Annotated in this window: 12 protein-coding genes, 1 rRNA gene and 1 riboswitch; of the genes, 12 read left to right on the top strand and 1 reads right to left on the bottom strand. The window is 71.4% G+C overall.

The features are described from left to right. From rrf to Q0994_RS31970, 11 genes are all read left to right on the top strand, one after another. A 5S ribosomal RNA gene (gene rrf / locus Q0994_RS31920) occupies nt 1-85 on the top strand; the annotation flags it as partial. A gap of 178 nt (nt 86-263) precedes the next feature. Then, nucleotides 264-872 (top strand): CDP-alcohol phosphatidyltransferase family protein, encoded by a 609-nt coding sequence (locus Q0994_RS31925; protein WP_299541808.1) that lies wholly within the window; start codon nt 264-266, stop codon nt 870-872. 112 nt (nt 873-984) lie between these two features. After that, nucleotides 985-3,480, top strand: a complete 2,496-nt coding sequence (locus tag Q0994_RS31930; protein ID WP_299541894.1) for a mannose-1-phosphate guanyltransferase — start codon at nt 985-987, stop codon at nt 3,478-3,480. Nucleotides 3,481-3,610: 130 nt separating this feature from the next. Next, nucleotides 3,611-4,531, top strand: coding sequence for a DUF881 domain-containing protein (locus tag Q0994_RS31935; RefSeq protein WP_299541810.1), 921 nt, complete (start codon nt 3,611-3,613; stop codon nt 4,529-4,531). Then, complete coding sequence (locus Q0994_RS31940; protein ID WP_299541812.1) at nt 4,528-4,860, top strand: small basic family protein; 333 nt, start codon at nt 4,528-4,530, stop codon at nt 4,858-4,860. Before Q0994_RS31935 ends, Q0994_RS31940 begins: the two co-directional genes overlap by 4 nt. A gap of 5 nt (nt 4,861-4,865) precedes the next feature. Then, a complete protein-coding gene (locus Q0994_RS31945; protein ID WP_299541814.1) occupies nt 4,866-5,714 on the top strand; it encodes a DUF881 domain-containing protein in 849 nt (282 codons plus the stop codon). 190 nt (nt 5,715-5,904) lie between these two features. Continuing rightward, the gene (locus Q0994_RS31950) at nt 5,905-6,675 is read left to right on the top strand and encodes an FHA domain-containing protein (RefSeq protein ID WP_299541816.1); all 771 of its coding nucleotides are present in this window, start codon (nt 5,905-5,907) and stop codon (nt 6,673-6,675) included. 42 nt (nt 6,676-6,717) lie between these two features. Continuing rightward, nucleotides 6,718-7,464 (top strand): MerR family transcriptional regulator, encoded by a 747-nt coding sequence (locus Q0994_RS31955; protein ID WP_299541818.1) that lies wholly within the window; start codon nt 6,718-6,720, stop codon nt 7,462-7,464. Nucleotides 7,465-7,517: 53 nt separating this feature from the next. Further along, a complete protein-coding gene (locus Q0994_RS31960; RefSeq protein ID WP_299541820.1) occupies nt 7,518-7,991 on the top strand; it encodes a bifunctional nuclease family protein in 474 nt (157 codons plus the stop codon). Nucleotides 7,992-8,170: 179 nt separating this feature from the next. Beyond that, a complete protein-coding gene (locus Q0994_RS31965) occupies nt 8,171-8,785 on the top strand; it encodes a MerR family transcriptional regulator (RefSeq protein WP_299541822.1) in 615 nt (204 codons plus the stop codon). Nucleotides 8,786-8,885: 100 nt separating this feature from the next. Further along, nucleotides 8,886-10,361, top strand: a complete 1,476-nt coding sequence (locus Q0994_RS31970; protein WP_299541824.1) for a DNA polymerase IV — start codon at nt 8,886-8,888, stop codon at nt 10,359-10,361. On the opposite strand, the gene Q0994_RS31975 is transcribed toward Q0994_RS31970, so the two are convergent. Further along, nucleotides 10,283-10,654 carry a PRC-barrel domain-containing protein gene (locus tag Q0994_RS31975; RefSeq protein ID WP_299541826.1) on the bottom strand — a complete coding sequence of 124 codons (372 nt, stop codon included), beginning with the start codon at nt 10,652-10,654 and terminating at the stop codon, nt 10,283-10,285. The genes Q0994_RS31970 and Q0994_RS31975 overlap by 79 nt on opposite strands. Before the next feature lie 133 nt (nt 10,655-10,787). Continuing rightward, nucleotides 10,788-10,885, top strand: a riboswitch (glycine riboswitch). A gap of 191 nt (nt 10,886-11,076) precedes the next feature. Between Q0994_RS31975 and gcvP the strand changes: the two genes are divergently transcribed. Beyond that, entirely contained in the window at nt 11,077-13,962 is a 2,886-nt protein-coding gene (gene gcvP / locus Q0994_RS31980) for an aminomethyl-transferring glycine dehydrogenase (protein WP_299541828.1), read from the top strand. Nucleotides 13,963-14,026: the final 64 nt, after the last annotated feature.

Genomic DNA, 14,026 nt, shown 5'->3' on the forward strand with positions numbered 1-14,026 from the left:
TTACATTCCGAACCCGGAAGCTAAGCCTTTCCGCGCCGATGGTACTGCAGGGGGGACCCTGTGGGAGAGTAGGTCGCTGCCGAACAATTTTTGTGGGGAACCCCCGTGCCTGGTGGCACGGGGGTTTTCCGCGTTCCGGACCCGATGGATCCGTAAGGGGGAGCGCTCCGCGGGCGACTTCCACCCCGCGCATCCGCCGGCCGACCCCGACCGGTAGGGTCAGGGGGCATCATCGGCACATTCTGCACACAGGAGGCCCCCGGGTGGAGGTCCAGGAGACTCGGGTCCAGACAGACCGGGTCCTCACCATCCCCAACATTCTCAGCATGGCCCGGCTCGTCGGGGTGCCGCTGTTCCTGTGGCTGATCCTCCGCCCCGTGTTCGGCGGCCCCGAGAGCGACGGCTGGGCCCTGTTGGTGCTGGCCCTGAGCGGAATCAGCGACTACCTCGACGGCAAGCTGGCCCGGCGGTGGAACCAGATCAGCAGCCTCGGCCGGCTCCTCGACCCGGCCGCCGACCGGCTCTACATCCTGTCGACGCTCGTCGGACTCACCTGGCGCGAGATCCTGCCGCTCTGGCTGACCCTGGCGCTGGTGGCCCGCGAGCTCATGCTGCTGGTCGCCGTAGGGGTCCTGCGCCGGCACGGCTATCCGCCGCCGCAGGTGAACTTCCTCGGAAAAGCTGCAACCTTCAACCTCATGTACGCGTTCCCGTTGTTGCTGCTCAGTACCGGAAGTGGTTGGCTGGAAACACTGGCCGCTATTTTCGGATGGGCGTTCGCCGGATGGGGTACAACGCTCTATTGGTGGGCAGGAATCCTCTATGTGGTTCAAGTCCGCCGTCTTGTGAAGGCGGACGTCGAAGCCGAGTGAGTCCGTCGTAGCGGCGCCGAGCAGTGTGGCCGGCCCGCGGCCCATGCCTTAGCAGGCGGCCCCGACGGGCTGAGTCGGCAATCATCGTCTCTTGCAGGAGGACGTTTCCGACATGAAGGCCGTCGTGATGGCTGGCGGCGAAGGCACGCGCCTTCGCCCTATGACCTCGAGCATGCCCAAGCCGCTCCTTCCCGTGGCCAATCGGCCCATCATGGAGCACGTGCTGCGTCTGCTCAAAAGGCACGGGCTCAATGAGACCGTCGTGACCGTGCAGTTCCTCGCCTCCCTGGTGAAGAATTACTTCGGGGACGGCGAGGAGCTCGGGATGGAGCTCACCTATGCCAACGAGGAGAAGCCGCTCGGCACCGCGGGGAGTGTGAAGAACGCCGAGGAAGCCCTCAAGGACGACACCTTCCTCGTCATTTCCGGTGACGCCCTCACCGACTTCGACCTGACCGACCTCATCCGTTTCCACAAGGAGAAGGGCGGTCTGGTCACCGTCTGCCTGACACGTGTCCCCAATCCCCTGGAATTCGGGATCACGATCGTCGACGAGGAGGGCCAGGTCGAACGGTTCCTGGAGAAGCCGACCTGGGGGCAGGTCTTCTCGGACACCGTCAACACGGGCATCTACGTGATGGAGCCCGAGGTCTTCGACTACGTCCAGGCCGACACCTCCGTGGACTGGTCCGGTGACGTCTTCCCGCAGCTCATGAAGGAAGGGAAGCCGATCTACGGCTACATCGCCGAGGGCTACTGGGAGGACGTCGGCACGCACGAGAGCTACGTCAAGGCCCAGGCCGACGTGCTGGAGCGCAAGGTCGACGTCGAACTCGACGGCTTCGAGATCGCTCCCGGCGTGTGGGTGGCCGAGGGCGCCGAGGTGCACCCCGACGCGGTGCTGCGCGGGCCCCTCTACATCGGCGACTACGCCAAGGTCGAGGCCGGCGTCGAACTCCGCGAACACACGGTCATCGGCTCGAACGTGGTCGTCAAGTCCGGGGCGTTCCTGCACCGCGCGGTGATCCACGACAACGTGTTCATCGGCGCCCACAGCAACCTCCGCGGCTGCGTGATCGGCAAGAACACCGACGTGATGCGGGCCGCCCGCATCGAGGACGGCGCCGTCATCGGCGACGAATGCCTCGTCGGCGAAGAATCGATCATCCAGGGCAACGTGCGGGTCTACCCGTTCAAGACCATCGAGGCCGGCGCCTTCGTCAACACCTCGGTGATCTGGGAGTCGCGCGGTCAGGCGCACCTCTTCGGCGCGCGCGGCGTCTCCGGCATCCTGAACGTCGAGATCACCCCCGAACTCGCGGTCCGGCTGGCCGGCGCCTACGCGACCACCCTCAAGAAGGGCTCCACGGTCACCACGGCACGCGACCACTCCCGCGGCGCGCGCGCCCTGAAGAGAGCGGTCATCTCCGCCCTCCAGGCCAGCGCGATCGACGTCCGCGACCTGGAGAACGTGCCGCTGCCGGTGGCCCGCCAGCAGACGGCCCGGGGCAGCGCCGGCGGCATCATGATCCGTACGTCGCCCGGTGTTCCGGACTCCGTCGACATCATGTTCTTCGACGAGCGCGGCGCGGACCTCTCGCAGGCGCAGCAGCGCAAGCTCGACCGGGTCTACGCCCGCCAGGAGTACCGCAGGGCTTTCCCGGGCGAGATCGGGGACCTGCACTTCCCGTCGAGCGTCTTCGACTCGTACACCGGCTCGCTGCTGCGGAACGTGGACACCACCGGGATCGCGGACGCCGGGCTGAAGGTCGTGGTCGACGCCTCGAACGGCAGCGCCGGCCTCGTCCTGCCCAGCCTCCTCGGGCGGCTGGGCGTCGACGCGCTGACCATCAACCCCGGTCTCGACGAGACCCGGCCCACCGAGTCCGCGGAGTCCCGCCGGGCCGGACTGGTCCGGCTCGGTGAGATCGTCTCCTCGGCGCGGGCCGCCTTCGGCGTCCGGTTCGACCCCGTCGGCGAGCGGCTCTCCCTGGTGGACGAGCGCGGCAAGATCATCGAGGACGACCGCGCACTGCTGGTGATGCTCGACCTGGTCGCCGCGGAGCGGCGCAGCGGGCGGGTCGCGCTGCCCGTGACCACGACGCGGGTCGCCGAGCAGGTGGCGGCGTACCACGGCACCCAGGTCGAATGGACGACGACGTCGCCGGACGACCTGACGCGGGTCGGCCGCGAGGAGAACACCATCTTCGGCGGGGACGGGCGCGGCGGGTTCATCATCCCCGAGTCCAGCAGCGTCTTCGACGGTTCGGCCGCGTTCGTCCGGCTCCTCGGACTGATCGCCCGCACCCAGCTCACGCTGAGCCAGATCGACGCCCGGATCCCCCGGGCACACGTGCTGCGGCGGGACCTGGCGACCCCCTGGGCCGTCAAGGGCCTGGTCATGCGGCGGGTGGTGGAGGCCGCGGGCGACCGCGACGTCGACACCACCGACGGCGTGCGGGTCGTGGAGGCGGACGGCCGCTGGATCATGGTCCTGCCGGACCGGGCCGAGGCCGTCACCCACCTGTGGGCCGAAGGGCCCGACGACGCGTCCGCGGAGGCCCTGCTCGACGAATGGGCGGCCGTGGTGGACAGCGCGGGCGACTGACCGGATCAGCCATGACGGCGCCCCCGGGAGCTGCGGCCACGCCGCGGTTCCCGGGGGCGCCGTGCGCCGCGGGGCCCGGCCCCACGGGTGCATTCGGCGCGAGCGGGGTTGACGTGCGACGATGTGCGGCATGTCTCAGCAGCCCCCCGAACGGAGTACCGGCTCGCCGCGCCCCCGCCTCGACGCCTCCATGTCGCTGCTGACCAATGTGATGGACCACAGCCTCGACGCCGGTTACGCGGAGGCCGCGGCGAGGCGCGAGGCGGAAGGCCGGGCAGGCGCGCCGCGGTCCCTGCGGGCGAAGCTGGCGCTGGCCGGCGCCCTCGTGCTGGCGGCGGTCATCGTGACGCTCGGCGCCGCCGAGGCGCGCGTCTCCGCCCCGGTGGTCGCCAAGGAGCGCGAGGAGCTGATCGACCGGATCGGTGACGAGACGGACGCCGCGGACTCGCTGGAGTCGCAGGTCGAGAAGCTCCGGGCGGACGTCGGAGAGCGGCAGCGCAAGGCGCTGCAGGAGCACGGCGGGGACCAGGGGCAGCTGGTCGCGCTGCTGTCCGGCGCGACGGCGGTGCGCGGACCGGGCGTGAAACTGGTCGTCGACGACGCCGAGGACAGCTCCGCCGGCGGGGGCGGGCCGCGCGAGTCGAGCGGCTTCTCCGACACCGGCCGGGTCCGCGACCGGGACATGCAGCGGGTCGTCAACGGCCTCTGGGAATCGGGCGCCGAGGCCATCGCCATCAACGGGCAGCGGTTGACGGCGCTTTCGGCGATCCGTGCCGCCGGCGACGCCATACTGGTCGACAACCGGCCGCTGGTGCCGCCCTACACGGTGCTCGCGGTGGGCGACGGCAAGAAGCTCGCCGCGGCGTTCCGGGACAGCGCGGACGGCATGTACCTGGACGCGCTGCGCGAGAACTTCGACATCCGCACCAGCCTGTCCGACCAGAGTTCGGTGCGCCTGCCGGCCGCGCCGAGCCTCACCGTACGCTCGGCAGAACCGAAGGCCGCGGGCGCCGGCAGTGGCGCGGCCGAGACAGAGAAGGACGCATCGTGATCGCCGTACTGGGCCTCGTCGTGGGAGTCGTGGTCGGACTGTTCGTCCGCCCCGAAGTGCCGGCGGTGGTCGAGCCCTACCTGCCGATCGCCGTCGTGGCCGCGCTCGACGCGGTCTTCGGCGGGCTCCGCGCCATGCTGGACGGCATCTTCGTGGACAAGGTCTTCGTGGTGTCGTTCCTGTCGAACGTGGTGGTCGCGGCCCTCATCGTGTTCCTCGGCGATCAGTTGGGCGTCGGCGCCCAGCTTTCCACCGGTGTGGTGGTCGTGCTCGGCATCCGGATCTTCTCCAACGCCGCGGCCATCCGCCGCCACGTCTTCAGGGCTTGATGAGCATGGTTCACGACGTGACTGGGGGCGACGGCCCCCGCGACGAGGAGCCGGCGCGCTCCGAGCAGCACCACCACCACGCCGCCCCGCCGGCCTCCGCACCTCCGCGGGCGGCGGACGGCGGCCCGGGTTCCACCGACGGGCGGCGGCGGCTGATCGCCGGCCTCTGGCCGCCGCGGGTGACGCGCGCCCAACTCGTCGTCGCGCTCCTGCTGTTCGTGCTCGGGCTCGGCCTGGCGATCCAGGTCAGGTCCACCAACGACGACAGCGCGCTGCGTGGCGCCCGGCAGGAGGACCTGGTCCGCATCCTCGACGAGGTGGACGACCGCAGCCGGCGGCTGGAGGACGAGAAGCAGCGGCTGGACGCCCAGCGCACCGAGTTGGAGAACAGCTCGGACCAGGCGGAGGAGGCGCGCAGGCAGACGCTGGAGAAGGAGCGTCAGCTCGGTATCCTCGCGGGCACGGTCGCCGCGCACGGCCCCGGCATCACGCTGACCATCCACGACCCCACCGGCGCCGTCACGCCGGACATGCTGCTGGACGCCATCCAGGAGCTGCGGGCCGCCGGGGCCGAGGCCATCGAGGTCAACGGGGTGCGGGTGGTCGCCAGTACGTACTTCTCCGGCGAAGGCGGCGCGGTAGAGGTGGACGGCCGCAAGGTGACCGCCCCGTACGCGTTCAAGGTGATCGGCCGGCCGCAGGATCTGGAGCCGGCGCTGAACATTCCTGGCGGCGTGGTCCAGACGCTGGAGAAGGAACAGGCCACCGCCGTGGTGGAACGCGCCGACGACATCGTCGTGGACGCCTTGCGACCTGCGAAGCAGCCTGACTACGCTCGGTCGTCGTCGCAGTGATCCGTTCCGGCGCGCGGATCGGGGCATGCCCTCGTCGGATTGCGGGGGGTCGCCGCAACGGATGGGGGGCGCGTGGTGGAAACTGTCGGGTGGATACGGACGTTGTGAGGTTGTCCGGGTCGGCAGGTGCATTCAGTCAGGGTTCGTCCTGCCCCACGGGCGGGTCTATGTCGGTCAAGGGGAATCGCCCGTGAAGTTTTTTGCGAAGTTGTTCGGCAAGAGCGCACGCGAGGACAGCAACAGCGCTGCCCGCCACCGTGCGCCGCGCAACGGCCAGGAGGAGGGGCAGGACGCGGAGCGTCCGCTCTTCCGCGACGAGGTGACCGCCACCGGCGCGTCGTCCGTTGACCCCGCCGGTGCGCCGCGCATAGGTTTCGGGGAATCATCGACCCCGAGCGCGGGCGGGGCGTCCGCCGCCCCGGGAGGCTCCGCCATGCCGGTATGCACGAGGTGCGGTCACCAGAACGCCGCGGGCAGTCGCTTCTGCTCCAACTGCGGCGCGCCGCTGCGGGGCGGGGTGCCCGAGCGCCCCTCGGAGACCACCTCGACGATCTCCATCTCGGGCCTGGAGGCGTACGAGGCGGAGGCCACCGGCCAGACGCTGCTGCCGTCCCTGTCGCCCGAGGCGCAGGCCGCCGTCGACGCCCTGCCCGCGGGTTCGGCGCTGCTGGTGGTCCGCCGGGGCCCGAACTCGGGCAGCCGGTTCCTGCTGGACAGCGATCTGACGACGGCGGGGCGTCACCCGCAGAGCGACATCTTCCTCGACGACGTCACCGTGTCGCGGCGTCATGTCGAGTTCCGCAGGGGTGCGGACGGTAGTTTCACCGTGGGGGACGTCGGCAGCCTGAACGGCACCTACGTCAACCGGGAGCGCATCGATTCGGTCGCGCTCTCCAACGGCGACGAGGTCCAGATCGGGAAGTACCGACTGGTCTTCTACGCGAGCCAGCGGAGCGTGTGACCCACCCCCGGACACGGTCCGGGGGGACCCCCAGGAAGGCCCATGCTGCGAACATCCACCGGCGGTGCCGGAAACGGCACCGCCGCCGCGGACCAGCGTGCGATGAGCATCGGCGCGGTGCTCCTGCAGCTGCGTGACGAGTTTCCCGAAGTCACCATTTCGAAGATCCGCTTCCTGGAGGCGGAGGGTCTCGTGGAGCCCCGGCGCACCCCCGCCGGGTACCGGAAGTTCAGTGCCGAGGACGTCGAGAAGCTCGCCCAGGTCCTCCGTATGCAGCGGGACCACTACCTTCCGCTGAAGGTCATCCGGGAGTACCTCGACGCCCTCGGCCGCGGCGAGCAGGCGGTGCTGCCCTCTCCGGGCGGCCGCCGCGAGCTCGCGGAGGGGTGCTGGGAGCCCTCCGGCCCGGCAACTCCCACCGCGGCCCGGATCGGGCGCGCGGAGCTGCTCGCCGCCACCGGTGCGGACGAGGAGCAGCTCGACGAATGGGAGTCGTACGGGCTGGTCGTCGGTGATCCGGTGGACGGATACGACGCCGAGGCGGTGAACGTCGCCAAGCTGGTGGCGGATCTCGGGCGGTTCGGACTGGAGCCGCGTCATCTGCGGGCGATCAGGGCCGCCGCCGACCGCGAGGCCGGGCTGGTCGAGCAGGTCGTCGCCCCCCTGCGCCGGCATCGGAATCCGCAGACCAGGGCCCATGCGGAGGAGACCGCGAAGGAGCTCGCGGAGCTCTCCGTACGGCTGCACGCGGCGCTGGTGCAGACCGCTCTGCGCATCCGGTTCCACTGACCTCGGACGAGCCCGACTACCCAAACATGGCGGGCACGTCCTAGGGTTGCTGTGTGAACGAGCTCGACGTTGTCGGTGTCCGGGTGGAAATGCCCTCCAACCAACCGATCGTTCTCCTGCGTGAAGTGGGAGGCGACCGGTACCTCCCCATTTGGATCGGTCCCGGTGAGGCGACCGCGATCGCCTTCGCCCAGCAGGGCATGGCGCCCGCGAGACCGCTGACCCATGACCTGTTCAAGGACGTCCTGGAGGCCGTCGGTCAGGAACTGACCGAGGTCCGGATCACGGACATCCGGGACGGGATCTTCTACGCGGAGCTGGTCTTCGCCGGCGGCGTGGAGGTGAGCGCCCGGCCCTCCGACGCCATAGCGCTGGCCCTGCGCACCGGCACGCCGATCTACGGCAGTGACGGGGTGCTGGACGACGCGGGGATCGCCATCCCGGACGAGCAGGAGGACGAGGTGGAGAAGTTCCGCGAGTTCCTCGACCAGATCTCGCCGGAGGACTTCGGAACCAACAGCCAGTGAGCGTGCGCGCCCGTCCCGGACGACCGGGCGGACGCGCATCCGGCAAGCCTTTCCCGGTGTCGAGTCACGCGAAACCACCCTTGGGGTGATTATCACTCGGCGTGCCGAGTGTGGCGATCGTTGACGCACCCCCAGTGACTGCCTACCTTCGAGGGGGCAGGTCAAGGACGGAGGTCGGCGTGAGAAGCAGCGGCGACGGTACGGCGGCGGGCGGGCCGTATCCGCAGCACGGCAGCGGGGCCGACCACACCATCAGGCAACCGGTCGCACCGGTGGCGGTGGGGGACGGCGTGACAGTGGCGGGTGACATCGGCTACCGGGGGCCGACGGCGTGCGCGGCGGCCGGGATCACGTACCGGCAGCTCGACTACTGGGCCCGTACGGGTCTGGTCGAGCCGAGTGTCCGCCCGGCGTACGGATCGGGGACCCAGCGGCTCTACAGTTTCCGGGACGTGGTGCTCCTCAAGATCGTCAAGCGGTTCCTGGACACCGGGGTCGCCTTGCAGAACATCCGCACCACGGTGCAGCACCTGCGGGCCCGCGGGTTCCAGGACCTGGAGCGGATGACGCTGATGAGCGACGGCGCCACGGTCTACGAGTGCTCGTCGCCCGACGAGGTGGTCAGCCTCCTCCAGGGCGGCCAGGGCGTCTTCGGCATCGCGGTGGGCGTGGTCTGGCGGGACGTGGACACCGCGCTGTCGCAACTGCACGGCGAGCGCGTCGACACGGGGGAGACCCTCGTCGGGCACAACCCCGGCGACGAACTGGCCCGGCGGCGCAACCGCGCCGGCTGAGCACCGCACGCACCCGGCACACTGCCCGGCGCCCCCGGAGAGGACTCTCCCGGAGCGCCGGGCAGCGGCGTTGTCAGTGGGGTGAGGCAGCATCGGGGGTGTGAGAACCGCCCCGACCGTCCTGCATCTCGACATGGACGCGTTCTACGCCTCCGCCGAGCAGGCGGCCAAGCCCAGTCTGCGGGGCAAGCCCGTCGTGGTCGGCGGGACCGGGCCGCGCGGCGTGGTGGCCACCGCCTCGTACGAGGCGCGCCGGTTCGGCGTGCACTCGGCGATGCCTACGGCGCAGGCGCGGCGGCTCGCGCCGAACGCCGCGTACCTCACGCCGCGCTTCGCGCTGTACCGGGCGGTGAGCGAGCAGGTCATGGAGCTGCTGGGCCGGCTGTCGCCGCTGGTGGAGCCGCTCAGCCTGGACGAGGCGTTCGTCGACCTGGAGGCGGGGGGCGTGGCCGACGACTCGGCTTCGGCCCGCCGGGTGGGGGAGGAGCTGCGGGAGGCGATCCGCGCGGTGACGGGGCTGAGCGGCTCGGTGGGGCTGGCCGGCTCCAAGATGCTCGCCAAGATCGCTTCCGAGGAGGCGAAGCCGGACGGACTGATGCTGATCGAGCCCGGCACCGAACGCGAACTGCTGGCACCCATGCCGGTCCGCACCCTCCCCGGGGTGGGCCCCGCGACCGGCGACCACCTCAGGCGCGCCGGGATGACGACCGTCCACGATCTGGCGGAGGCCGGCGAGGCGGAGCTGGTGCGACTGCTCGGGAAGGCGCACGGCGGGTCGCTGTACCGGATGGCGCTCGGGCACGACGACCGGCCCGTGGTCGCCGAGCGGGACGCGAAGTCCGTGTCGGTGGAGGACACCTTCGAGGTCGACCTGCACGACCGGGTCCGGGTGCGCACCGAGGTGGAGCGGCTGGCCGCCCGGTGCGTCCAGCGGTTGCGGGACGCCGGACACTCGGGCCGCACGATCGTCCTGAAGGTCCGCAGGTACGACTTCTCGACGCTCACCCGCTCCGAGACGCTCAGAGGCCCCACGGACGACCCCACGGTGGTCAGGGAGGCCGCCGCGCGGCTCCTGGAGGGTGTGGACACCACCGGGGGCGTCCGGCTGCTGGGGGTCGGGGTCACCGGGCTCGCCGACTACACCCAGGAGGACCTGTTCGCGCAGGCGGCCGACGCCCGTCTCGCCGCGGCCGAGGAAGCCGCCGCGGCGTCCTCCGCGACGGATCCGGAGCCTTCCGCGCGGACGGCCGAGGCCCGGCCGGAGGCGGCCGAGCCGGCCGGGACGGCCGAAGAGCGGGCCCTGCGGCGGTGGCCGCCCGGGACCGACGTGTGGCACGAGGAGTACGGGCACGGCTGGGTGCAGGGCAGCGGGGTGGGGCGGGTGACGGTGCGGTTCGAGCGGCCGGGCGACCCGCCCGGCCGGGTGCGCACGTTCCCGTCCGACGCGGCCGCGCTGAGTCCCGCCGACCCGCTGCCGCTGGTCCCGGACCCCGCCGACTACTCCTCCTGGCCGGCCAGTCTGCCGAAGTCCCGGTCGGGGGCGGACTCCGCGGACGGCGGGGAGTCCAGCCCGTAGTGCCGGTAGAGCTGGAGCTCCTGCTCGGGCGAGAGGTGCCGGCCGACCCCGAAGTCGGGCGCGTCCTTGATCAGGGCGCGGTCGAAGGGCACCCGCAGCACGTCGTCGACGAACTCGCTCGGCTCCAGGGGCACGAACGCGTCCCGGCTGAAGAGCCCGGTGCGGACGGCGGCCCACTCGGGGACGCCGGTGGCGTCGTCGAGATAGACCTCGTCCACCGTTCCGATCTTGGTGCCCCGGCGGTCGAACGCCTTGCGGCCGATCAGACTGCGCGGATCGATGTCGGTGTGCACGGTGCCTCCCGCTGGTCGCCCCTGCTGAGGGTGGTCGCCACTACTCCACAGGCACTACAGAAGTGCAGATCCCGGCTGTCGGCCACTCGGCAGAACGGCCCGGAACCCCGCTGGTAGGCTGGCTCATGGCTGCCGACCCCGTGCGGGAGAGTCCTCCGGCGAAGGAACCGGAGGCGCCGAAGGAGCAAATCCTCCCCGGAATCTCTCAGGCCCACGTACCGCACGGACGAGGTCACTCTGGAAAGCAGGGCAGGTTCGCGCGCGGGCATCGGCCGGCACGGAGCCCGTCCTCACCGACGGTGAAAGCCGGGACGCCCCCAAGCGGACCGGTGAAACTCTCAGGTTGAGATGACAGAGGGGGAGGCCGTCCGGGCACCCCCGCGGTGCCCCCGCAGGTCGTGGCAGACCAGGAGGCCTCCATCATGACCCCCCGTCGCACCTCGCTCTCCCAGTTGGAGCAGGGCATTCCGTTCGAGCAGCGTCACATCGGCCCCGACGCCGGGGCGCAGGCGAAGATGCTCGCGCAGGTCGGCTACGGCTCGCTCGACGAGCTGACCGACGCCGCGGTACCGGACGTGATCAAGAGCGCCGAGGCGCTGAACCTGCCGTCCGCCCGCACCGAGGCCGAGGTGCTCGCCGAACTGCGTTCGCTCGCCGACCGCAACGAGGTCGTCGCCCCCATGATCGGGCTCGGCTACTACGGCACGTTCACCCCGCCGGTGATCCTGCGCAACGTCCTGGAGAACCCGGCCTGGTACACGGCGTACACGCCGTACCAGCCGGAGATCTCGCAGGGCCGCCTCGAAGCGCTCCTCAACTTCCAGACCATGGTCGCCGAGCTGACCGGGCTGCCCACCTCCGGCGCCTCCCTGCTGGACGAGGGCACCGCCGCGGCCGAGGCCATGGCCCTCGCGCGGCGCGTCGGCAAGGTCAAGGGCGGGGTCTTCCTCGTCGACGCCGACACGCTGCCCCAGTCCGTCGCGGTCATCGAGACCCGCGCCGAACCGACGGGCGTCGAGGTCGTCGTCGCCGACCTGTCCGCGGGCATCCCCGAGGACGTCGCCGAGCGCGGTGTCTTCGGCGTGCTGCTCCAGTACCCGGGCGCCTCCGGCGCGGTCCGCGACCTCAAGCCGGTGATCGACCGCGCCCACGAGCTCGGCGCGATCGTCACCGTCGCGGCGGACCTGCTGGCGCTGACCCTGCTCACCTCGCCGGGCGAGCTGGGCGCGGACATCGCCGTCGGCACCACCCAGCGCTTCGGCGTCCCGATGGGCTTCGGCGGACCGCACGCCGGCTTCATGGCCGTCCGCGAGAAGTTCGCCCGCTCGCTGCCGGGCCGCCTGGTCGGCGTCTCCGTCGACGCCGACGGCAACAAGGCGTACCGGCTGGCGCTGCAGACCCGTGAGCAGCACATCCGCCGCGAGAAGGCCACCAGCAACATCTGCACCGCGCAGGTGCTGCTCGCCGTGATGGCCGGCATGTACGCCGTGTACCACGGTGCGGACGGGCTGCGGACGATCGCCCGGCGCACCCACCGGTACGCGGCGATCCTCGCCGAGGGCCTGCGGGCCGGCGGGGCCGAGGTCGTGCACGGCGCGTTCTTCGACACCCTCACCGTGCGGGTCGCCGGCCGGGCGGCCGCGGTGGTCGCCGACGCCCGCGAGCGCGGCGTCAACCTGCGCCAGGTCGACGCCGACCACGTCTCGCTCGCCTGCGACGAGACCACCACGCGCGCCACGGTCGCCGCCGTGTGGGCCGCCTTCGGCGTCACGGGGGACATCGAGGTCCTGGACGGCACCGCCGCGGACGCGCTGCCCGAGGAGCTGCTGCGCACCGACGAGATCCTCACCCACCCCGTCTTCCGCCTGCACCGCTCGGAGACGGCGATGCTGCGCTACCTGCGCCGGCTCGCCGACCGCGACTACGCGCTCGACCGGGGCATGATCCCGCTCGGTTCGTGCACGATGAAGTTGAACGCCACCACCGAGATGGAGCCGATCACCTGGCCGGAGTTCGGCGCGCTGCACCCCTTCGCGCCGGCCGAGCAGGCCCAGGGCTTCCTCACCCTCATCCGTGAGCTGGAGGAGCGGCTGGCCGAGGTCACCGGCTACGACGCCGTCTCCATCCAGCCCAACGCCGGCTCGCAGGGTGAGTTCGCGGGGCTGCTCGCGGTCCGCGCCTACCACCGGGCCAACGGCGACGAGGGCCGCACCGTCTGCCTCATCCCGTCCTCCGCGCACGGCACCAACGCCGCGAGCGCCGTGATGGCCGGGATGAAGGTCGTCGTGGTGAAGACCTCCGACGACGGCGAGGTCGACATCGAGGACCTGCGCGCCAAGATCGCGCTGCACCGCGACGAACTGGCCGTCCTGATGATCACCTACCCGTCGACGCACGGCGTCTTCGAGGAGCACGTGGCCGCGATCTGCGGCGAGGTGCACGACGCGGGCGGCCAGGTGTACGTCGACGGCGCCAACCTCAACGCGCTGGTCGGCCTGGCCAAGCCCGGCAAGTTCGGCGGCGACGTCTCCCACCTGAACCTGCACAAGACCTTCTGCATCCCGCACGGCGGCGGCGGGCCGGGCGTCGGCCCGGTCGGCGTCCGCGCGCACCTGGCGCCCTACCTGCCCAACCACCCGCTTCAGCCCGCCGCGGGCCCGGAGACCGGGGTCGGCCCGATCTCGGCCGCTCCGTGGGGTTCGGCCGGCATCCTGCCCATCTCCTGGGCCTACGTCCGGCTGATGGGCGGCGAGGGGCTCAAGCGCGCCACGCAGGTGGCGGTGCTCGCCGCGAACTACGTCGCCAAGCGGCTGGAGCCGCATTTCCCGATCCTCTACACCGGGCCCGCCGGGCTGGTCGCCCACGAGTGCATCGTGGACCTGCGGCCGATCTCCAAGGCCACCGGCGTCAGCATCGACGACGTCGCCAAGCGCCTGATCGACTACGGCTTCCACTCGCCGACGATGTCGTTCCCGGTGGCCGGCACGCTGATGATCGAGCCGACCGAGAGCGAGGACCTGGCGGAGCTGGACCGCTTCTGCGACGCCATGGTCGCGATCCGGGGCGAGATCGAGAAGGTCGCCTCCGGCGAGTGGCCGGCCGGGGACAACCCGCTGGTCAACGCCCCGCACACCGCCGCCGCCCTCGGCGGCGACTGGACCCACGGGTACAGCCGCGAGGAGGCCGTCTTCCCGGCCGGGGTCTCGGCCGCCGACAAGTACTGGCCGCCGGTCCGTCGCATCGACGGCGCGTTCGGCGACCGCAACCTCGTGTGCTCCTGCCCGCCGCTGGACGCGTACGACAACTGAGGTTTCGCCAAGGGGCACGAAACCGCGGGCCCGCGCATGCGTCGGGGCCGGTGCCGGAGACTCC

The sequence above is a fragment of the uncultured Streptomyces sp. genome (genome assembly GCF_947488945.1).
Classification (GTDB): Bacteria; Actinomycetota; Actinomycetes; order Streptomycetales; family Streptomycetaceae; genus Streptomyces.